The organism is Granulicella sp. WH15, from assembly GCF_009914315.1.
Taxonomy (GTDB): domain Bacteria; phylum Acidobacteriota; class Terriglobia; order Terriglobales; family Acidobacteriaceae; genus Edaphobacter.
Window position 1 is genome coordinate 4,076,028 of sequence record NZ_CP042596.1, and the last position, 21,210, is coordinate 4,097,237.

A 21,210-nucleotide genomic window follows, 5' to 3' on the forward strand; every position below is an offset into this window, starting at 1 on the left:
CCCATTCATCGACAATGAATGGGCCAGCCGGTTGTTGCTTGTTTTCTTGTTGCTTGTTTTGTTGGTTGTCATTCAGGAGCGAAGCGGAGGAATCTGCTTCTGCTGTTGTTCCTGCTGTTGCTCTCGTCGTTGCCGTTGCTTCTGGGGCTTTAGCCCCGACATCAGAACCAGCGGTGGATGCGGGCTTTCCCCCGAGGTTGAGCTTTCTTCAACCCAACCCAGATTTTCTCTCAAGGCATAGCGATCAACGCGGCCATCATATCCACGCCATCCCAGAGATTCTGCATCACCAGATTCTCATTCGCCGCGTGCTGATTGTCGTCATGGTTCGCCATCGACACGTGGATCACCTTGCTGCCGGTAGCCTTCTCCATCGCGTCTTCCGGTCCAGTAGCGCCGGAGGTCGGCACCAGCACCGCAGGCCCGTGCGTGCTGTTCACCGCCCGCACCACATCCACCGCAATCGGCGTATCCAGTGGCGTCCGTGCTGCGTTCTCGCCCTGGTTACGCTCGATCCACGCCACATGCGGATGGCTCAGCAGCTCATCCTGCGTGGGCTTCGTCGCGGTCACGTAGTAACCCTGCGACTTCACATAGTCGATCACCCGGTCCTGCTCCACCTTCCAGTCGATCCCCAGCGGCAGCCGCATATCCAGGTTCGCCGTGGCCGAGATCGGAATCACATTCGCGGCGGCAGGCCCTGTCTGGCCCGAGGAGATACCGTTGATGTTCAACGAAGGGTACGTAATCATCTCGATCAGGTGCTTGCCGCCGCCATCCGTGCGGCCCAGCCATAACTCCTTGCGCAGTGCATTGTCGTTCACCGGAGCCTCCGCCATCGCCTTTAGATCGAGCGGCCCCATCGGCACCATGCCGTCGTAAAAGTGCGGGATCAGTACCTTGCCGTTACCGTCCTTCATACCGGCCAGAAGCTGCACCAGAGCCAGCGCGGGGTTCGGAGCCCAGTTGCCGTAGTGACCGCTGTGCAACGCGCGGTGCGGCCCGAAGATCGTCACCTGCAAGTGCGCATCGCCACGCGTGCCGAACGCGATGATGGGCTTGCCCGTCTGGTCCGTGGGACCATCGCAGAACAACCACACGTCGCCCGTCACAAGATCGTGGTTCGACGCCAGTATCTTCGCGAAGTGCGTCGAGCCGTTCTCCTCCTCACCCTCCCACACGAAGCGGATGTTGGCCTTCAACGGAATGCCCGCCGCCTTCAACGCATCGTAAGCCGTAAGCTGCGCAAAGATGGAATCCTTGTCGTCACCGGCGCTGCGCGCATACACCCGCAACTGCCCATCGACCATCTTCTCCACCGGCGTAAAGGGCTTGCCGTTCTCCCACTCGGAGGGCGTCACGGGCTGGCCGTCGTAGTGCGCGTAGAGCACGATCGTCCGCTTGGCTCCCGGCGTCTTCATCTCGCCCCAGACGGAATAAGGCGTACCCTCCGGAAGCCCCGGAGCCGTCAGCAACCGCGCCTCGAACCCGCGCTTCTCGAGCTGCGCCTTAAGGAACTCCGCGTTCTTCTTCAAGCCCGCCGGATCGGCCGCCACATTCGGCATCGAGAGAAACTCCTCGAACTGCTTCGTCAGCTCCTGCTTATGCGCGGCGGTATAGGCTTTGCCGGCTTCAAGGGGAGTCGTCTGCGCCAGCATCGCGGCTGGAGTTGCTGCCAGCAGACCAAAAAGTAACATATTTAGTTTCATATTTACTCCTTGCGTTTATGCAGCCGCCAAAATCCAGAAGAGGGGAGATTGCCCAGGCAAGCTCCCCTCTCGTTTACGTAACTATTTCACTTACAAATTATGGTGTGGCCAGATTTTTATAATTCAGGATCGTGTTGAACATCATCCGGAATTCGCCGATGTTCTGCCAGCGCCAGACCGGGTTCGTCGTAAACATCACGACCTCACCCTCGCCCACCGCCGTCTTCACCACCGCGGCCCGTCCCTTAATCTCATCCGCACCGTTCATTAGCCCGCTCAACACCGCCTTATCACCACCGGGAAAGCGCATCAGCACATCGGACTTATCCATCTCCGGCTCCAGACGCAACAGCGGCCCGTTAGCCCAGCGCACGGGGATCGTCTTGGCCGTGTAGCCGTAGAAGATCGGGTCGTTCGGCTTCAGGATCTCCGCCTCCACGATCGGCCCCGGCGCGTAAAACTTCGGAGTTGTCGTTCCGGCGTCGATGCGCGGCACGATGCCGTACTCGGTGGGAAACGAGCTGGAGTTGCCAAGCGTCACCAGCACACCGCCCTTGTCCACGAACTTCTGCAACTCCACCACACCCGCCGCGCCCATGCCTCCCGTAATATCCTCGGACTCGCCGTACGCGCCGAGGAACTTGAACTTATCCGACTTCACATACGCGAACGGCGTCTTGCCCTTGGGGATATCGTCCACCAGCGCCTTCGCCGTACGCACCTGATCCGGAATCACGATGAGGTCGTACTTGTCGCGCAGGCCGCCTTTATCCACCTGCTCCTTGAAGATGAGATCGTAGGGCACCTTGTACTGGTCGAAGGTGTACCGAACCCAGCCCACGTTCTGCGTGCCGCCCCAGGTGCTGAACATCGCGACGCGCGGCATCCCCGCCTCGTGCATCGCGACCTTCGGCTCTGCGGTCAACGCCACAGCATCAAGCCCCAATGGACCAGCCGCTGCCTTCAGTTTGTCGTAAGCCTCCGCAGGCACGATGAACGATCCCGCAGGCACCTTCACGCCCGCCGAGTCGAAGCCCGCTTCGGCCACGCGCATCTTCACGTCCTTCAGCTCGAAGCGCAGCGTCACCATGTTGGGCGAGCCGTGATCGACCACCGCATACGCCGCCGCGCCCGCGCCCTTGTCGATCTTGCCCACAGGAGCCATCGTGCCACTCACCGGCTCCACCCCCGCATCGAGCACGGCCTTATCGGCGATCTCCTTCACGGTCGTATGCGACATCAGCCCCATCGTCCACGCGCTGTCGTCATACGTGGTCAGGGTCGGGTCGGGATCGACCTGCTTGCTCAGCAGGGTGCGCGCCAGCCGCCCATAGGGCTGGTTCAGCTTCACCACAATCGAACCCGCAGGATACGTCGCATCCTTCAGCTTGATCTCGCTCTTCGCCCTGCCGACCTCGATGCCCTGCAAGCGCAGGATATTCACGACCCACGCGACCTTGGTCATATCGGTCTGGTCGCCCGGCATCACGTACGCGTACGGGCCGTCCTTCTGGCCTGCCTCAATCGAATTGCGGCTCTTCGTATAGAAGTTCTCGAGGACCACCTGGGGGAACGCCGACGTCATCTGCAACGCCGAGAGCACTCCCGTCTCCGAGTAGTTGGTGTTATTGCGCATCGACCACATCAGGTCACGATAGGTCGGCGTGGGCCGGAACCACTCGCGCTTGCTGGTATCGCCGCCCGCGTCGCGACCTCCCTTCACGGCCGGGTTCGGAGCCGTCAGATAACGGTGCATCGTGGTTGCGCCCGCGTTGCCCATGATCTCGTACATCTTCATCATGCCGTTGTGGTTCGAGGCCATGATGCCCACGTACCCCGGCGACCAGCCATCCATGAAGCCGTGCGTCCACACGCCCGGCATCCCGTACTTGGTCATCTGGGCCATCTCGAAGTTCGCGAACCAGGGCAGCTCGGCCCACAGGATGGGGTCGAAGAAGGTGTTCTGCGGCGCGTTGCCGCTGTAGGTGTACATGAACCAGATAGACTCGTGCAGTTCATGGATGATGGGCGGATGCCACTCCAGATACCACTTGAGCAGGTTCTGGTTGGCCTCGCCCGCGAAGTTGATGTCGCGGTTGTCGTCGTGCTTGAAGTACTTGCCCCAGTAGGGCACGCCGCCCTCGAAGGAGCCGTTGGTATCGGTCCGGTCGATCATGTACTTGTAGTACCAGTCGATGTTGCGGTCGCGGCCGTCGGGATCGGCCGTGGGATAGATGGCCACGACAACCTCATCGCGGATCTTCTTGATGATGGGCGTGTCCTCGGTGACCAGCCGATAGGCCAGCTCCATCATCATCTCGGGCGGCCCCAGCTCGGCGCTGTGCAGCCCGCCCATGAAGGTGTAGATAGGCTTGGTGTCGGCGATGATCGCGTGTGCCTGCGCGTCGGTAAGCCCGCGTGGATCGGCCAGCTTGGCTAAGTTGGCCTTGTACTTGTCGAGGTTCTTGATTGAGTCCTCAGACCCCACGAAGACGATGGCCGACTCGCGGCCCTCCTCGGTCTTGCCGATGCTGATGACCTTCACTCGCGGCGACTTGGCTTCGAGCGCGCGGTAGTACTTCAGGATGTCCGCATAGTAGGTGAGGTGCTTGGGCGCGCCGATGTACTCGCCCAGCACGTCCTTCGGCGAAGGCACCGTCGTCGACTTCGGCAGGTGGTCCACCAGCGGGCTCATGAACTCGGGACGCGTCGTCCACTCCTTCACCTTAGCCGCGTAGTCGGGGTCCATCGGCTGCGTCGTCTGCGCACGGGCGGCGAGAGCTAGGAACGGCAACATCAGCAACGCTGGCAACAAACACTTCTTACCCATGCGGGAGTCTCTCCTGAACAAAATGAACGTGGTATAGCGAATAGAGATGACCGCCCAGATCCTGAGCGGCCATGCGAAGCTTACTTGGGATCGGGTACGTTCGGCAGTGGATACGCCTTCTTCAGAGCATCTGTATACGCCGCGAACTCATCTTGAATCGCCTTGAACTCCTTCTTCACGATCTCCCGATAGGCGGGCTGGGTCGCGAAGTCGAAGAGCAGCGCGGTCATCGCCTGGGCGTCCACGATGAAGCCATGATGGCCGATCTCCTCCGTCGTGTCCTTCAGCATCTCGTAGGTGTGGTTCGGATAGGTCGAGGTCTGCACCGCGAAGCCCACGCCCGGAATCTGCGTCGAGACGCTGCCCGTCTCCTCCCATCCCGCAGGCTTGGCAGGCTCTTCCTGCACGTTGGTGCCGCCATACTTCTTCTCGTACGTGAACGCCACTTCATCCAGCGTTGCGATCGAGATGCCGTCACGGTCGCTGCCGTCATCCACGATCTTCAGCTTCGTCCCCGTCGAGAGCGCCGCGGCCTTGGCGGCGTTGTCCATCATCTCGCGCACCTGCGCCAGGTACACCGCGTCCGGGTAGCGGATGTAGAAGTTCGCCACCGCCCGATCCGGCACCACATTCGGAGCCGTACCGCCTTCGGTGATAACGCCCTGAATCCGCGCCTCCGGGCGGATCGTGCTTCTCATGCTGTCCACGTTCTCGAAGAGGTGAATCACAGCCTCGAGCGCGTTGCGGCCCGCCCACGAGGTCATCTGGTGCGCGGGTGCGCCGCTGTAGATGTAGTGGACGCCGTCAATGTTCAGGCAGCAGGTTCCAAAGCCCGGAGCCGAGCGCGTGGTCGCGCCCACCGCGTGGCTGCGTACCACCACGTCCGCCCCGTCAAACACACCGGCCTTGTACATGATGGTCTTCACCACCGGCATCATCTCCTCCGCCGGAGTGCCGTAGGCCACGATGCTGCCCGGCGTCTTCGAAGCCGTCAGGTACTCGGCCATCGCCACTGCAACCGCCATGCCGATGGGGCCTTGCGTGCTGTGCTGGTCGCCGTGGAACGGCCCGTCCGTGCCGCGCAGCGCGTCGTACTCCAGAACCACGCCCATCACCGGACCCTTCACCGGGCCGTCGAAGCGCGCGGTAAACGCAGTGTCCAGCCCCGCCACCGGCATCGTGATCTTGAAGCCGTGCCTGGCCAGCCACTCGGTCTCGATCTTTACCGTGCGGGTCTCTTTGAAGCCGATCTCAGGATGCCGCGTGATGTCGTCGCCCATTGCGATCAGCTCGGTGTCCATCAGCTCCTTGGCCCGCGCGACGACCTTGTCGCGAGCCGGATTGGGAGCCGTCACCTGCTTCACCAGCGTAGGCAGGTTCAGGGACTTCTCAAGCTCGGCCCGGTCCGCCAGCACCTTCTTGGCGGCGAGGACCTCGGTGGGCGTCTCCTGCGCGAGAGCGGACGAACAGGCGAGAACAAAAGTGGCAAGACAGGCGGCGCGGGCAAATCGAATGCTTTTCATAGTCTCCTGATCGCGGCAAAACTTTGAAGTAGAGCGCAGAGACACGAGTGAATCCGGCCTCTGCGGAGAAACGCTGGGAACAGCCAAGTGCAGGAAGGGCGGAGTAAAGAGCCGCGCCTCCGAGAATGTCATTACAGGATGGCGATAGTGTAAACCCGGCGTTCACATTTCGGTCATCTAAACTAGAAGAGAAAGACAGACGAGAGGGCGATCACGATGCGAATTCTGGTAATCGGAGCCGGAGCCACCGGCGGCTACTTTGGAGGCCGCCTGACGCAGGCTGGCCGTGACGTCACCTTCCTGGTCCGCGGCGCGACCGCCGAACGCCTGCGCCGCGACGGCCTGCACATCGTCAGCCCCTTCCACGGCGACGCCACCGTGCAGCCGAAGATCGTCACCGCCGCTGAGATCACCGGCCCCTACGACCTCATCGTGCTCAGCGTCAAAGCCTACGGGCTGGCGGCGGCCATCGAGGACTTCGCCCCCGCCGTCGGCCCCGAGACGATGATCCTGCCGTTCCTCAACGGGATGCACCACCTCGACCTGCTGGCCGCGCGCTTCGGCGAGCAGCCCGTTATCGGCGGCGTCTGTCTGGTCTCGAGCGCGCTCGGCAAAGAGGGCGAGATCGTACAGTTCAACCCAACGCAGAAGATCACCTACGGTGAGCGCGATGGCGAGCTGACGGAGCGCGTGCAGGCGCTCGACCGCGCGATGCAGGGCGCTGGCTTTGAGGCGAAGCTCTCCGGCCAGATCATGCAGGATATGTGGGAGAAGTGGGTGCAGCTCGCCAGCCTGGGGGCCTCGAACAGCCTGATGCGGGGCAGCATCGGCGAGATCGTGGCGGTCCCGCATGGGGCCGAGATCACCTTGCAGATCCTGACGGAGTGCAGCGCCATCGCCGCGGCCTGCGGGTATGCGCCGCGCGCGGCCATGATCGCGCAGGCCAGCAGCCTGCTGACGACGCCGGGCTCGCCGCTGACGGCTTCGATGTACCGCGACCTGAGCAGCGGCAGCCGGGTTGAGGTGGATCAGATTCTTGGCGACCTGTTGCGGCGTGGGCGCGAGCACGAGGTCAAAGCGCCGTTGCTGCAAGCGGCCTTTACCAACCTCAGCATCTACCAGAGCCACCTGTCATAACTTCCTGCTGCGGACCAACGGGAGGCCCTCCGATACGCGAAGCGTCCAAAACCGCACGAAGTGCCGCCCGCCCGGCGTTAGGGCGCTTTTAAGCAGTTATCTGAATCTCACTCCGCACCTGCGTCTTCGAGTGCAGCGTCAAGGTAAAAGCAGCGGTAAGAATCATCGCTCCGCCGACCCACGCGCTGGGGCCGAGATGCTCCTTCAGGATCACCACGCCGAGGACCGAGCCAACCAGCGGCTCCATGTTGAGCAGGACACCGGCCTGCGACGCCGGAACCTGCGTCATACCCCAGTTCCATAGCAGCGTGGTGGTGGCCGTGCAAAGAACGCCGCTGGCGATCAACGCTCCCCACGCCTTAGCGGAGATGTGCTCCACCGGAGGCACCCCGAAGAACAGCGGCACGATAACGCAGAGCATCAGCATCCCGACGGCAGTGCCGTAGGCCGTGACCACAGCGGCGGAGTGGCGCTGCATCAGGCGTCGGTTGCCGAGGATCCAGAACAACGCGATGGCCATCGAGAGCACGACCAGCAGGTCGCCGCTCAGGGAGGCACCGCCCTTCTGATGCGAGTGGCCGCCGACGGCGATGAGAGCCGCGCCCGTGGTCGAAGCAGCCAAAGCGAGCCAGCCGATGGTATCCATGCGCTCGTGCGCGAAGACGGCTGCGCCGACGGCGAGCAGAACGGGCATGGTCCCGACCATCAGCGCGGCGTGGCTGACGGTGGTGAGCGAAAGCCCGTAGAACTGGAGGAGAAACTGCAAGGGCACGCCGAGAAAGGAGGCTCCGAAGAGCAAGCCCCACTCGCGGCGATTGAGGCCGGGCCGGTGCGTGAGCAACAGCGGAATGAGCGCGATGGTCGCGAAGAAGAAGCGGTAGAAGACCATGGAGCCGACGCCCATCTCGGCCAGCGCGATCTTGCCGAAGAAGAAGCCGCTGCCCCAGAGGCTGCTGGCCGCGAAGCAGGCGAGGAAGCCCAGGCCGCGACTTTTTGCAGGGGAAGACATATAGCTCTATGGTACTTCGGCACGAAACGACGCTCGCTGCCGACCAACGGAAGGCCCCATGCTGATGATCCTGCCCATGCTACCCGAGAACGGTACGAAGTACCCGACCAACGGGAGGCCCCATGCGGCTCATTTCCCCATGCCGCCTCGAGAACCGTATGAAGTACATGGTATTCTCCGGCCATCATGTTGAAATCTGCCTCCGCTTCGCTGCTGGTTCTTGCCGCGCTCGGCTCGTACGCGCGCGCCCAATCCACCACCACCGCTCCCACGCCCACCGAGACGGCCATGACCAAGGCCATCGACGCCGAAGCCCCCGCCGCTGCGGCGCTGCTCGAGAAGATCGTGGATATCAACAGCGGCACCATGAACTTGCCCGGCGTGGTGAAGGTGAAGGACGTGCTCGAACCGGAGCTGCAGGCGCTCGGTTTCAAGACGCGTTGGGTTCCGATGGACCAGGAGGTAGCTCGCGCCGGGCACCTGCTGGCCACGCACGCCTGCCCCGCCGGAACCGGCAAGTGCGGCAGGAAGCTGCTGCTGATCGGCCACATGGACACGGTCTTCGAGCCGAACTCGACCTTCCAGAAGTACTCGATTGTGCCGGGCACGAATGGCCGCGTGGCCACGGGGCCGGGCGTGAGCGATATGAAGGGAGGGCTGATCGTGATGCTGAGCGCGCTGAAGGCCATGAAGGCCGCGGGCGTGCTCGACCAGAGCGAGATGACCATTGTGCTGAGCGGCGATGAGGAGCGCCACGGCACCCCGACCAGCGTGAGCCGCCGCGACATGATCGATGCGGGCAAGCGCAACGACTACGCCTTCGAGTTCGAGAACGCGACGCGCATCGGCGGCGTGGACGGCAAGGATTCGGTACGGATCGGGCGGCGCAGCGCAATTTCGTGGAAGCTGGAGGTGACGGGCAAGACCGGCCACTCCTCAGGCATCTTCAATGAGGGTATGGGCTTTGGCGCGATTTACGAGATGGCGCGGATTCTGGACCAGTTCCGCAGCGAGCTGCGCGAACCGGGACTGACCTATAACGTGGGCCTGGTGCTGGGCGGCGCGACTGCGGAGCGCAACTCCACCGAGACGGGCGGCACCGCGACGGGCAAGGTCAATATCATTCCGCCGACGGCGCTGGCGGACGGTGACATCCGCACGCTGAACGATGAGCAAACGGTACGAGTGAAGGGCAGGATGGAGAAGATCGTCCGCGATCATCTGGCGGGAACGAGTGCTCGGATTGAATTTGAAGATCTGTATCCGGCGATGGCGGTGACGCCGGGGTCGGAGGCTCTGCTGGCCAAGCTACAGGGTGTAAACCAGACGCTGGGCGTGCCGAAGGAGGAGATTCTGGACCCGATTCAGGGCGGCGCGGGGGATATTGCGTTTGTGGCTCCGTACCTGCCGGGACTGGTAGGTACGGGCGCGGATGGCGCGGGTGCTCACGCGGAGGGGGAGACGGTTTATCTGGACTCGCTGCCGTTGCAGGCGAAGAGAATGGCGATCCTGATGTATCGGCTCGGACAAGAGAAGTAAGTACTTGGATGAGTTAGCAGCGTGGTCCTCCCGTTGGTCGAGAATCTCTACTCCCGACCAACGGGAGGACAATGCGAAGCAGTAAAAAGGCGTGTGAACGCCTGCCCCGCGCGTAGCGGGCTTGTAGTCTTTACACGCTGATAAGCCGCAGTTGACGCCGCCAGAGCAGGATCAGGACGATCCCCGCGATGACGAGCGCGGCGCAAAGCCCCAACCACAAACCGCGTGCGCCCATGTGCTGGTGGAAGCAGAGATAGATCCCCAGCGGCAGGCCCACCAGCCAGTAGCTGCACAGGTGCGTGATAAGCCCGGAGTGAGTATTCCCCGCGCCGCGCAAGGCTCCGATCGCTGTGACCTGAAGCCCGTCGCAGAACTGGAAGATCGACGCGATGAGCAGCAGCGGAACAGCGGCGGCGATGACGGAGGGATCGTGCGTGAAGGCCGAGGCCAGACGGTGCGGCGCGACGATAAAGAGCAGCGAGCTGAAGAGCATGAAGATCGCGCCGAGGCCGATGGCGGTCCAGCCGGCGGCGCGGGCCTCTGGGAGTGAACGTCGGCCAATCGCCTGCCCCACGCGGATGCTGGCGGCGGCGGAGAGGCCAAGCGGAATCATGAAGGTGAAGGCGATGCAGTTGAGGGCGATCTCATGGCCCGCCAGCGGCACCGAACCGAGCGTCGCGATGAGGTTGGTGACGACGGTGAAGATCGCGATCTCGATGAGAATCGTTGCACCGGAGGGTAGGCCGAGCGCGAGCAGGCGGCGGATGCTGGGCCAGTGCGGGGCGAGCGATACCCGCAGCAGACCGTAGTCGTGCTTGCGGTTGACGTAGAGCAGCGCCGCGATGAGGAAGACGGCTTGATACGCGCGCGAGAGCGAGGTCGAAATACCCGAGCCGACGACTCCTAGCATGGGGATCGCAAGCACGAAGGTGTGGGCCGCGAGCGTGAGGCTCCAACGATGGCCGTAGATGAGGAGCCAGTCGAAGAGGATGTTGACAAGGTTGGCCGAGACCAGCGCGGCGGCGATGATGCGGACGTGGTTGAAGGCTTGCAAGTAGCGGCGCAAGGTGAAGTAGAGCATCAGCGGCAGCGTGCCGAGGCTGAGCGCTCCGAGTGTGCCGAGTGCTCCCTTGAGGACCTCCGGGTCGGTGTGCAGGCGGCTCATGCCGAAGGGCGCTACGGCAAAGATCATCATGAGCAGGCCGGAGATGGCGACGGCGAGGAGGATGCCCTGGTAGAGCCAGCGGTTGGCCTCGTCGAAGCGGCCCGCGCCGTGGGCCTGAGCGACCGTGGTGTCGAGCCCCAGGAGGATGCCACCGATACCGAAGACCAGCATGTTGAAGAACACCTGCGAGAGCGCGGCGGCGGAGATGGCCGTGGCCGCGTTGGGCAAGTGGCCCACCATGACGGTGTCGACGATGCTCATCGACATCCAGCCGACCTCAGCCAGAACCAGAGGCAGGGCGATGCGGAGCATCAACGGGATTTCTTTGCGGATAGACATGCACTTCGTGCCGTTCTCGGGGCTGCATGGGTAAGTTAACACCCGAGGGCCTCCCGCTGGTCGGCAGCAAAAATCGCTTCTTTCCGAGTAGCAGGAGGCCCCACGCGCTTCACTTCCACATGGAAGTGCTTACTGCGGTGTGATGATGCCGCCCACCGGCATGGCCGTGGGCAAGGTGCCGGGGCGACGAAGGTGCATCGCATCGGCAGTCATATCGGTGTACTTGAGGCCCGCTCCCGTGTTGAAGAGAACCACCGTATCGTTCGGCGACAGCTCGCCCGACTTGATGAGCGCGTCGTAAGCTGCCGTGGCAGCCGCGCCCTCGGGGCAGAGGAAGATGCCCTCATTCTTGGCGTAGTCCAGGATGCTGGCGAGGATCTCCTCATCCGTGTGCGCGATAGCCTTGCCGCCCGAGCGGTGAACGATATCGAGGATGATGTAGTCGCCGTACGGCTTGGGCACGCGCAGCCCGGCGGCGAAGGTGGCGGCGTTCTGGAAGAACTCGCTGGCGGGCTTGCCCTCGTCGAAGGCGCGGCTGACAGGGGCGCAACCCGAAGCCTGCAGAGCATACATCTTGGGGCGCTTCGAGCCCTTCTCGATCCAGCCCAGCTCCTCCATCTCGTCGAATGCCTTCCACATGCCGATCAGGCCCACGCCGCCGCCGGTCGGGTAGAAGATGGCGTCGGGATACTTCCAGCCGAGCTGCTCGACCAGCTCGTAGCCCATGGTCTTCTTGCCCTCGATGCGGAAGGGCTCCTTGAGCGTGGAGATGTCGAACCAGACGTCTTCAGTGGGCAACCCGGCGGTCTTCTGCGACTTGATCTCTTCGCCGACGAGGCGGGCGCAATCGGAGATGAGGCCGTCGATCATGTGCACGTCGGCTCCGTAGACGACGCCTTCGAGGTAATTGGCCAGGGGCACGTCCTGCGGCATGTAGATGTGCGCAGAGATACCAGCGGCGGCGGCGTAGGCAGCCAGCGCACCGGCGGCGTTACCGGCCGAGGGCACGGCCAGGTGCTTGAGGCCGTAGTGCTTCGCCATGGTGACCGCCATGCCCAGGCCGCGAGCCTTGAAGGTTCCGGTGGGGTTCGCACCCTCTTCCTTGATGAAGAGGCCGGGGTAACGCTTCGACTGGATCATCGGGGTCCAGCCCTCGCCGAGCGAGACCGGGGTGACGTCGGGCAGGACGTCCTTGTAGCGCCACATGCCCAGGCTGGCGGGCGAGGCGGCGGCGTACTTGGCGGGGTTGTCGCGGTGTGCGGTCTTCTTCAGCTCGTCCATGTCGTAGCGGACGTAGAGGCTTTCGAGCGTGGCCGGGTCAAGGGTTTGAGGGGTTTCGGCGGAGAGACGATTATGGCTGCGGACGGATTCGAGATAGGCGATCTTCGGCATAAGACTCGATGGTAGTGGATTTGAGGGACACTGATAAACCTGTGGGCAATGAAATCGCAAAGTCGGGATAGGATCAAGGAACCGATCATGCAGAGTGTCGTCTCGATGCAAGAACAGGGATTCTGGCAGATGGCGCGGGAGCCTGCGCGGCGAAACGCGCTCGTGGCCGCGTCGCTGGGCTGGATGCTCGACAGCATGGATGTGATGCTGTACTCGATGATCCTGCCGCAGGTGGCGCGGGAGCTGCATCTTTCGGCGGCCATGGCGGGCGGCGTCATCTCGCTGACGCTGATTGCGGCGGCGGTGGGCGGCATCGGGTTCGGCTTTGTCGCCGACCGGCTGGGGCGCACGCGGGCGCTCTCGGCCAGCATCCTGATCTACTGCGTGGCCACGGGGTTGTGCGCGCTGGTCCACACGGCTCCGCAGCTACTGGTGTGCCGCATGGTGCTGGGGCTGGGCATGGGCGGCGAGTGGGCGGCGGGCGCGGCGCTGGTGGCCGAAAGCTGGCCGGACCGGCATCGGGGCAAGGCGCTGGCCATCGTGCAAAGCTCGTGGGCCGTGGGCTACGCGCTGGCAGCGCTGGTGGTGGCCGTGGTGATGCCGCACTTCGGCTGGCGCGCAGTTTTTCTGGCCGGGATGCTTCCGGCGCTGGTGACGGTCTGGATTCGGACGCAGGTGAAGGAGTCCGAGGCATGGGTGAAACATCCTGCGGAGCGGGTGCCGGTAAGTCTCCTGTTTCGCGGCGAGCTGGGCCGCAACACCTTGATTATCACCACGATGAACGCGGCCAGCCTCTTCGCATGGTGGGGTCTGTTCTCCTGGGTTCCGGCGTTTCTCTCCCTGCCCGTGGCGCGCGGCGGGCGCGGGCTGGATATCTTTCACACCTCCGCGTGGACGATCCTGATGCAGTGCGGCACTTGGCTGGGGTACGTGAGCTTCGGCGTGCTGGCCGACCGTTTCGGGCGCAAACGGATCTACATCCTCTACTTAGTGCTGGCGGCCTGCATGGTGCCGGTGTACGTGCTGGCCCCCGGCGCGACGGCGCTGCTGCTGCTGGGGCCGGTGATCGGGTTCTGGGGCTCGGGGTACTTCTCAGGCTTCGGCGTCATCGCCAGCGAGGCGTTTCCGACTGCGCTGCGCGGGCGAGCGCTGGGGTTCTCCTACAACCTGGGGAGGATCGTCAGCGCGGCGGCTCCCTATACGATCGGACGGCTCTCGGAGAGCCGTGGCATTGGCCCGGCATTGCTGCTGACGTCTGCGGGGTTTATTCTGGCAGCGCTAACAGCATCGGCACTTAAGGAAAAGCATCGGATAGAGGCGTAAACTATCGCCAAAAGCTGATTTTTAATCTTTAGTAACTACTTTTTCCGTAAAGGTAACCTATAGAAAGCAGCCAGTAACCAAACTCCGGGCCGCCAATAGACCGGCCGCCTACCGCCTTTCAGTCAGCCACCTATTCTCTTCTTGCCAATTGCAGAGAGGATGGGTAATGATTCGCATTGAATCTGGAGAGCCCAGGAAGAGTCTCCCAGCAAATGCTTTGCATGTTACGTTTGTAATGGAATCAATCGGTTACTTCACTCAAAGTTAGTAACGATCTCAGCCTGGGCCGCGCGGATGGATCGAAGGGTCTATCAGTTCCAGCCTTGCATTCCTCCACGGCCCGCGTGATCATCGTCGCGTGATCCGCGTCCGTCTTCTGCCGGATAGTACGAGGTTCTATGCTTTCTGCCCCACGCGGGTCTGCCACTCGCAACAGAACGATCTTAACGGGTGCAGCGTGCGCGCTGGGAGGCTTTGCGTTTGCTTACCTGAGTCTGCCGGGATTGCTGTCCGGATCACTCACCGGGCAACAATCCGGTCATCCCGTCCCCGTCGGGTCGATGGCCGTGTCCCTCGACGGCGCGCTCGTGGGGATCACCTATCTTCTGCTCTGGCTGACGCTGGCCGTGGTTCTGCTGCACAGCCGTCATACCCTGCGGCCCCGGTGGGGGGTCGTCATGTTTCTAGTGGCGCTGGTCGCTGAGTCGCTGGTACACATCGCCGAGACCCACGGACGCGTCATCTCGTTTGCACCGTGGCTGGTCGTCGCGCTGAAGGTGGTCGGCGAGATCAGCGCCGTGGGCACCCTCTTCAGCCTGCCCATCTACCTGCGCGACCTGAAGACGCTGGCCCTGCGCGCCGAGTTGGGCGAGCAGAGCGAAGCACGTCTGGCCGTGACGACCGAGACCAGCGTGGACGCCATCTTCATCTTCCGCAGCGTTCGCAACGACGCCAGCAAGATCATCGACTTTACCTTCACCTTCGTGAATCGCAACGGCGAGCAGATGCTGAACTCCACACGAGCCGAGGTGCTGGGACAGCGGGTGGGCGAGCTTTATCCGGCGATGCTGACGACCGGCCGGATCGAGCAGTGGGCGACCGTCGTCGAGACCGATATGCCGATGGTGCTCGAGTCCGAGTCCCCCGTACTCTTCTCCGGCAACGGCCCGGCATACTGTCGCCTGCAACTGACGAAGCTGGGAGACGGCATCGTCATCACCTGCACGGACCTGACCAGCTCGCGGCTCGTGAACCAGGAGCTGAAGCGGGCGCTGGCGTTCAATAAGGCCATCGTGCTCAGCTCGCCGTTCAGCATTATCGTCACCGATCTCGATGGCCGGATCACGTCAGTGAATCCCGCAGCGGAGCGGATGCTGCTGTACCGCTCCGAGGAGCTGTGCGGGCGCAGCGTGATGCTGCTGCACGACCCTGAAGAAGTGGCTCGCCGGGCCGAGGAGCTGAGCCTCGAGCTGAAGCGTACGGTGGAGCCCACGGTGGACGTGCTGCGCGCCCGGGCCAGCATCGGCGGCCGCGACGAGAAGGAGTGGACCTACCTGCGCAAGAACGGGTCGCGCCTGCCGGTGCAGTTGACCATGAGCACCATGGAGGACGAGAGCGGCGTCGTGACCGGGATGATGGGGATGTCGTACGACCTGACCGAGCGCAAGGACGCCGACGACTACATCTACCACCTGGCGCACCACGATACGCTGACCGGGCTGCCGGGCCGCTCGCTGCTGCGCGATCGGCTGGAGGTTGCGATCGAGCGCGGCCGCCGCTTCCAGACGATCTTCGCGGTGCTGATGATCGACCTCGATCACTTCAAGCGGGTGAACGACTCGCTGGGCCACCAGGCCGGCGACATCGTGCTGTGCGAGGTGGCCGAGCGTCTGAAGCGGCTGCTGCGCCGGGTCGATACCATCGCGCGCTTCGGCGGCGACGAGTTTATCGTGCTGATCTCCGAACTGCAGACCCGCGAGTACGCCCAGCATGTGGCGCGCAAGATCATCAAGGCTCTCACCGTGCCGATCCGCGTCTTCGGCCACGACCTGACGGTGACGGCGAGCATCGGCATCAGCATGTTCCCGGACAGCACCACGCCGGATGAGCTGATTCGTCACGCGGATATCGCGATGTATCGCAGCAAGACACTGGGGCGCAATGACATCGTCGAGTTCACGCCGGATCTGGGCCAGGAGCTGATGCAGCGGCTGGCGATGGAGTCGGCGCTGCGCACGGCGATGGAGCGCGGCGAGTTCACCCTGATGTACCAGCCGCAGATCTCGCTCGACACCTTTGCGCTGACGGGGCTGGAGGCTCTGATCCGCTGGAATAACCCCGATCTGGGGCTGGTGATGCCGGTCGACTTCATCCCCATTGCGGAGGAGACGGGGCTCATCGTCGAGATCGGCGCGTGGGCCGTGCGCACGGCGTGCCGGGAGATAGCGGAGCTGGAGCGCGAGCTGGGACAGCCGCTGATGGTCGCGGTCAACGTCTCACCACGGCAGGTGCACCAGCAGAACTTTCAGGCGACGATTGAATCGGCGTTGGCAGAGAGCGGGCTGAACCCGCGCAGCCTCGAGGTGGAGATCACCGAGCACCTGCTGATGCGGGACTCGGAGGAGTCGCTCGGCATCATCGAGCGGATACAGGCGCTGGGTGTGACCACGGCCATCGACGACTTCGGCACGGGCTTCTCGAACATGTCGTACATCACGCGGTTCAAGGTGGATCGCCTGAAGATCGACCGCTCGTTCGTCTCGCGATGTGTGGAGGACGAGAACAGTCTGGCGGTGACGACTGCGATCATTGCCCTGGCGCACAGTTTGAATATGCGTGTGGTGGCCGAGGGCGTGGAGAGCGCGGATCAGGCGGTTATGCTGCGCAACCTGGGATGTGATTTTGCGCAGGGATATCTGTACTCGCGGCCGCTGGATCGTCAGGCATTGAAGGAGTATGCGTCTTTGTGGCAGCAGCAGATCTCTCTGTAGGCACTTCGCGCGGTTCTCGGGGCTGCATGGGGAAGTGATCTTCTGAGGGACTCCCTCTGGTCGTCGGCGAAGATTTTATTCCCGGCCAGCGGGAGGATCATGCGAAGCCCTAAAAAGGCGTGCAAACGCCTGCGCAGCGAGCCCGTCCGGCAGGACAAGCCACGATAGGATAGAACCCATCAGCATTGAACGAGGTATCTTCCATCATGTCTCTGCCCCGCCGGGCTGCAAGTCTTCTCTTCGTGGCCACGCTGCTGGCCGCAGCCTCTTCCCCATCATTCGCCGCATCGGCTCCGACGCAGGACGAGTTGACACGCTGGAAGGCGCAAGCGCAGCGCGTCTCCATCGTGCGCGACGACTGGGGCATCGCGCACGTCTACGGCAAGACCGACGCCGACGCGGTCTTTGGCATGGTCTACGCGCAGGCTGAAGACGATCTTCCGCGCGTCGAGACCAACTACCTGAACGCGATGGGACGACTCGCCGAGGCTGAGGGCGAGAGCAAGATCTACCAGGATCTGCGGATGAAACTCTTCATCGACCCGGTAGAGTTGAAGCGCGAGTATGCCGCCAGCCCGGCCTGGCTGAAGTCGTTGATGGACGCGTTTGCCGACGGCCTGAACTTCTACCTCGCGACTCATCCGCAGGCCAAGCCGCGCGTGATTCAACACTACGAGCCGTGGATGGCGCTATCGTTCACCGAGGGCAGCATCGGCGGAGATATCGAGCGCGTGAACCTGACGAAGCTCGAAGCGCTCTACGGCAAAGACCAGGCAGCCACGCTCGAAGAGCACGCCGCGCTGCCCGTTGCTACCGCGCCGCTGATCGCCTCTACAGACGACGGAGAGTTTGCGGAGCCTCGTGGCTCGAACGGTATGGCTATTGCACCTGCAAACACACGCGATCATCACGCGCTGCTGCTCATCAATCCGCATACCTCGTTCTTCTTCCGCTCGGAGCTGCAGATGGCCAGCGACGAGGGTTTGAACGCGTACGGCGCGGTGACGTGGGGACAGTTCTTTATCTACCAGGGCTTCAACGACCGCGTGGGGTGGATGCACACCTCGAGCGGCGTGGACGCGGTCGATGAGTACCTCGAGACCATTGTGCGCAAGGATGGCCGATACTGGATGAAGTATGGCAACGAGTTGAAGCCGCTCGAAGCGAAGCAGATCACGGTTCCCTACCGCACCGAACACGGCATGGCCGAGAAGCGGTTCACCATATACCGCAGCATTCACGGGCCAATCGTGCGCGCCGAGGGAGGACGCTGGGTGAGCATACGCCTGATGCAGAAGCACGTGGAGGCGCTGACGCAGTCGTACATACGCACCAAGGCGAGGAGCTACAAGGAGTTTCGTCAGACTCTGGAGTTGAAGGCAAACTCCTCGAACAACACCATCTTCGCCGATGCCGACGGCAACATCGCCTACTTCCACGGCAACTTCATTCCGCGGCGCGAGACCCGATTCGACTGGACGAAGCCCGTTGATGGCAGCGATCCGGCGACCGACTGGAAGGGTCTGCTTACGGTGAACGAGTTGCCTCAGTTGCTGAACCCCGCGAGCGGCTGGCTGTATAACTCGAACAACTGGCCGTGGTCCGGCGCGGGCGAGAGCAGCCTGAAGCAGAAGGACTTTCCCGCATACGTCGAGATGGGGCACGAGTCGGCGCGCGGCCTGCACGCCATCCGTGTGCTCGAAGGCAAGAAGGACTTCACGCTCGATTCGCTGCGTGCGGCTGCGTATGACAGCTATCTGCCGTGGTTCTCGGAGACGCTGCCAACACTGATAAAAGCATGGGATGAGCTGCCCGCGAGCGATGCGCGCAAACCCGCTCTGGCCGTGCAGATTGCGCTGCTGCGCAAGTGGGACCTGCGCTGGGGCGTGGACTCCATCGCGACCTCTCTGGCTGTGTTCTGGGGCGAGGAGATTCGCCGCCAGGTGAACGATGCAGCCACTGCCGCAGGACTGCTGCCGGAGGATTACATCGCGCAGAAAGCCGCGCCAACACAGATGTTACAGGCACTCAGCACAGCCTCCAACAAGCTGACCGAGGGCTTCGGCAAGTGGCAGACGCCGTGGGGCGAGATCAACCGATACCAGCGGCTGAACGGCGCGCTGGTGCAGCCCTTCAACGACGCAGGCCCCAGCATTCCTGTCGGCTTTACATCTGCGGTGTGGGGCTCGCTGGCGTCGTTCGGCGCGCACGCCTACCCGGGCACGAAGCGTTGGTATGGAACGCTGGGCAACAGCTTCGTTGCTGTAGTCGAGTTCGGCGACAAGGTGCGCGCACGCGCTGTAACAGCGGGCGGCGAGAGCGGCGATCCGTCCTCCCCGCACTTCAACGACCAGGCCAAACGCTACAACACGGGCGATCTGCGCGAGGTGTACTTCTACCGCTCGCAGGTGGCTGAGCATACGCAGCGCGAGTATCACCCGGGTAGCTAAAAAGAGACATTATCTCTGCTCGAATACCGTTCAATATTTTTTCTCTCCATGCGACCCCTCGAATCGCATTTGCGTCTAAAAATCCAAGATGCAGAGGCGACGTCCAAGTAGCTTTGGGTTGCGCATATGCGCGTACGGATTGGCAGCACTGATGGTGCTGAGCAGCAGGTGTGTGCACGCCGAGATCACGGTTCTGCTCGGCGAGCCGTTCGGTAGCTTCGGAGCTATGATGCCGGTGGGCCACGCCGCGATATACCTCGATCGCGTGTGTGCGGATGGGCCGCTACGGCTGCGGATGTGCGAGATCGGCGAGCCGCAGGGTGTGGTCATCGCCCGCTACCATCGCATCGGTCAGATCGACTGGATCGCCACGCCGGTGATGCAGTTCTTCTACGCGACCGACGACCCCAAAGAGATTCCCGCCTATGCCACGCCCGAGATTGCATGGGCCATGAGAGAACGCTACCGTCGGCGTTACATATTAGAAATTGTGCCCGACGGCAACGAGAAGCTGAAGGCCACCGACGAGTGGTGGGAGACGGCGGGCAACGCCTACAACCGCCGCTTCTGGGGATACCAGATCGCGACCACCGAGGAGCAGGACGAGGCCTTCGTGCGCACCATGAACGCTGACAGCAACCACCACAGCTATCGCATGAACAACAACAACTGCGCGGACTTTGCCGCCAACATGGTGAACCTGTACTTCCCCGGCTCGGTGCGCCGAGACCGTATTGCCGACTTCGGATGGATGACACCGAAACAGGTGGCGCGCAGCGTCGCCAACTTCGGTAAGGCGCACCCGGAGGCGCATCTGCGCGTGATCGAGGTGCCGCAGGTTCCCGGCTCGCTAAAGCGCAGCAAGCCCGTGCGCGGAGCGTCCGAGACGGCGTTGAAGTCGAAGCGATATCTCGCAGCGCTGCTGGTGCTGCAACCGGAGATCGTGGCCGTCTCGGCGGTGCTGTATCTCGACCACGGCCGCTGGACGGTGGGCAAAGAGGCCGAGACGATCACGGCCGAGAATCTGGCCAAGGTACCTTCCACGACGGTCGCAACGGGCGAGACCGAGGCCAACAAAACCAACGGGGACAAACGCTCTATGCAATAAGGCAAAGCAAGACGGCAGGACCGCACTGGCTCCTGCCGTCTCAACCTTTCCCTTGCTGTAGATCAGGCGGCGGCAAAGGAGTTGACGGTGAGTGAGATGTCCGTGAGCGTCTGGTCCGCGGCTCCCTCCTCAGACTCGATCATCTCCAGGATGGCCGCGTCCTCGGCGAGATCGAGCAGCTCCGCCCAGCGCCGCAGCGTGCCATAGACGGCGATCTCGTGATGCTCCACCTGCTGGGCCGCGCCGATAAGCGCGATATCGCGGATCGTCGGCTCGACGACATCCCTGATGGTGTCCGACGCCTCCGTCGTCAGGCCGTTGATGACCTTGCAGGTCTCGGTGCGGCTGTCGCCGGTGTGCTTCCACACCAGCTTCTCCACCATGCGGACGTGGCCCCTGGTCTCCTCCAGATGGCTGCTGAGAGCCGTTGCCAGGTCAGGGTCCGTGGACTGTTCGATCAGGTCGGGCAGCGCCTTGGTGATCTTCTGCTCCATGTCCAGAGCCTTCTTCAGATTGCTGATGTAAAGCGTGCGCAGGTCTTCGATATTTGCCGAGAATACCTTCATAGTGAACCTTCTTCCCTTGGGTTGACGTTCGTTTCCGATGACGTTCGCCAGCGTCGCAGCCACTGTCTGACGTGGTTCTGCGGGACGCTTGTGCAGGTCTTGATCCAGATCTGGTCCAGCTTGCTTCCAC

Annotated in this window: 13 protein-coding genes; 6 read left to right on the forward strand and 7 right to left on the reverse strand. The window is 62.8% G+C overall.

Annotation, left to right across the window (positions count from 1 at the left end):
* Window positions 1-230 precede the first annotated feature (230 nt).
* From FTO74_RS16925 to FTO74_RS16935, 3 genes are all read right to left on the reverse strand, one after another.
* Entirely contained in the window at window positions 231-1,709 is a 1,479-nt protein-coding gene (locus FTO74_RS16925; protein WP_255462346.1) for a M20/M25/M40 family metallo-hydrolase, read from the reverse strand.
* A 97-nt stretch (window positions 1,710-1,806) separates the two neighbouring features.
* Entirely contained in the window at window positions 1,807-4,539 is a 2,733-nt protein-coding gene (locus tag FTO74_RS16930; RefSeq protein WP_220399045.1) for a M14 family zinc carboxypeptidase, read from the reverse strand.
* Window positions 4,540-4,619: 80 nt separating this feature from the next.
* Window positions 4,620-6,062 carry a peptidase dimerization domain-containing protein gene (locus FTO74_RS16935; protein ID WP_162539196.1) on the reverse strand — a complete coding sequence of 481 codons (1,443 nt, stop codon included), beginning with the start codon at window positions 6,060-6,062 and terminating at the stop codon, window positions 4,620-4,622.
* A 216-nt stretch (window positions 6,063-6,278) separates the two neighbouring features.
* On the opposite strand from FTO74_RS16935, the gene panE reads away from it, so the two are divergent.
* On the forward strand, window positions 6,279-7,199 hold the full coding sequence (gene panE, locus FTO74_RS16940) for a 2-dehydropantoate 2-reductase (protein WP_162539197.1): 921 nt from the start codon (window positions 6,279-6,281) through the stop codon (window positions 7,197-7,199).
* Window positions 7,200-7,287: 88 nt separating this feature from the next.
* Here the strand turns inward: panE and FTO74_RS16945 are convergent, their stop codons facing one another.
* Window positions 7,288-8,208 (reverse strand): EamA family transporter, encoded by a 921-nt coding sequence (locus tag FTO74_RS16945; protein ID WP_162539198.1) that lies wholly within the window; start codon window positions 8,206-8,208, stop codon window positions 7,288-7,290.
* Between the two features lie 186 nt (window positions 8,209-8,394).
* Here FTO74_RS16945 and FTO74_RS16950 point away from each other — a divergent pair, with 186 nt between their 5' ends.
* Window positions 8,395-9,747 (forward strand): M20/M25/M40 family metallo-hydrolase, encoded by a 1,353-nt coding sequence (locus tag FTO74_RS16950; RefSeq protein WP_162539199.1) that lies wholly within the window; start codon window positions 8,395-8,397, stop codon window positions 9,745-9,747.
* 130 nt (window positions 9,748-9,877) lie between these two features.
* Here the strand turns inward: FTO74_RS16950 and FTO74_RS16955 are convergent, their stop codons facing one another.
* Window positions 9,878-11,224 (reverse strand): MATE family efflux transporter, encoded by a 1,347-nt coding sequence (locus tag FTO74_RS16955; RefSeq protein WP_255462347.1) that lies wholly within the window; start codon window positions 11,222-11,224, stop codon window positions 9,878-9,880.
* A gap of 156 nt (window positions 11,225-11,380) precedes the next feature.
* Window positions 11,381-12,643: a threonine synthase gene (locus tag FTO74_RS16960; protein ID WP_162539201.1), complete on the reverse strand. Its 1,263-nt coding sequence runs from the start codon at window positions 12,641-12,643 to the stop codon at window positions 11,381-11,383.
* 87 nt (window positions 12,644-12,730) lie between these two features.
* On the opposite strand from FTO74_RS16960, the gene FTO74_RS16965 reads away from it, so the two are divergent.
* The 4 genes from FTO74_RS16965 to FTO74_RS16980 all read left to right on the forward strand — a co-directional run bounded on the left by FTO74_RS16965 (window position 12,731) and on the right by FTO74_RS16980 (window position 20,514).
* Window positions 12,731-13,966, forward strand: coding sequence for an MFS transporter (locus tag FTO74_RS16965; protein WP_162539202.1), 1,236 nt, complete (start codon window positions 12,731-12,733; stop codon window positions 13,964-13,966).
* Between the two features lie 503 nt (window positions 13,967-14,469).
* On the forward strand, window positions 14,470-16,956 hold the full coding sequence (locus tag FTO74_RS16970; protein WP_220399046.1) for an EAL domain-containing protein: 2,487 nt from the start codon (window positions 14,470-14,472) through the stop codon (window positions 16,954-16,956).
* Window positions 16,957-17,162: 206 nt separating this feature from the next.
* Window positions 17,163-19,406: an acylase gene (locus tag FTO74_RS16975; protein WP_162539204.1), complete on the forward strand. Its 2,244-nt coding sequence runs from the start codon at window positions 17,163-17,165 to the stop codon at window positions 19,404-19,406.
* A 172-nt stretch (window positions 19,407-19,578) separates the two neighbouring features.
* On the forward strand, window positions 19,579-20,514 hold the full coding sequence (locus FTO74_RS16980) for a DUF4105 domain-containing protein (RefSeq protein WP_162539205.1): 936 nt from the start codon (window positions 19,579-19,581) through the stop codon (window positions 20,512-20,514).
* Window positions 20,515-20,576: 62 nt separating this feature from the next.
* On the opposite strand, the gene FTO74_RS16985 is transcribed toward FTO74_RS16980, so the two are convergent.
* Window positions 20,577-21,080 (reverse strand): DUF892 family protein, encoded by a 504-nt coding sequence (locus tag FTO74_RS16985; RefSeq protein ID WP_162539206.1) that lies wholly within the window; start codon window positions 21,078-21,080, stop codon window positions 20,577-20,579.
* Window positions 21,081-21,210 lie beyond the last annotated feature (130 nt).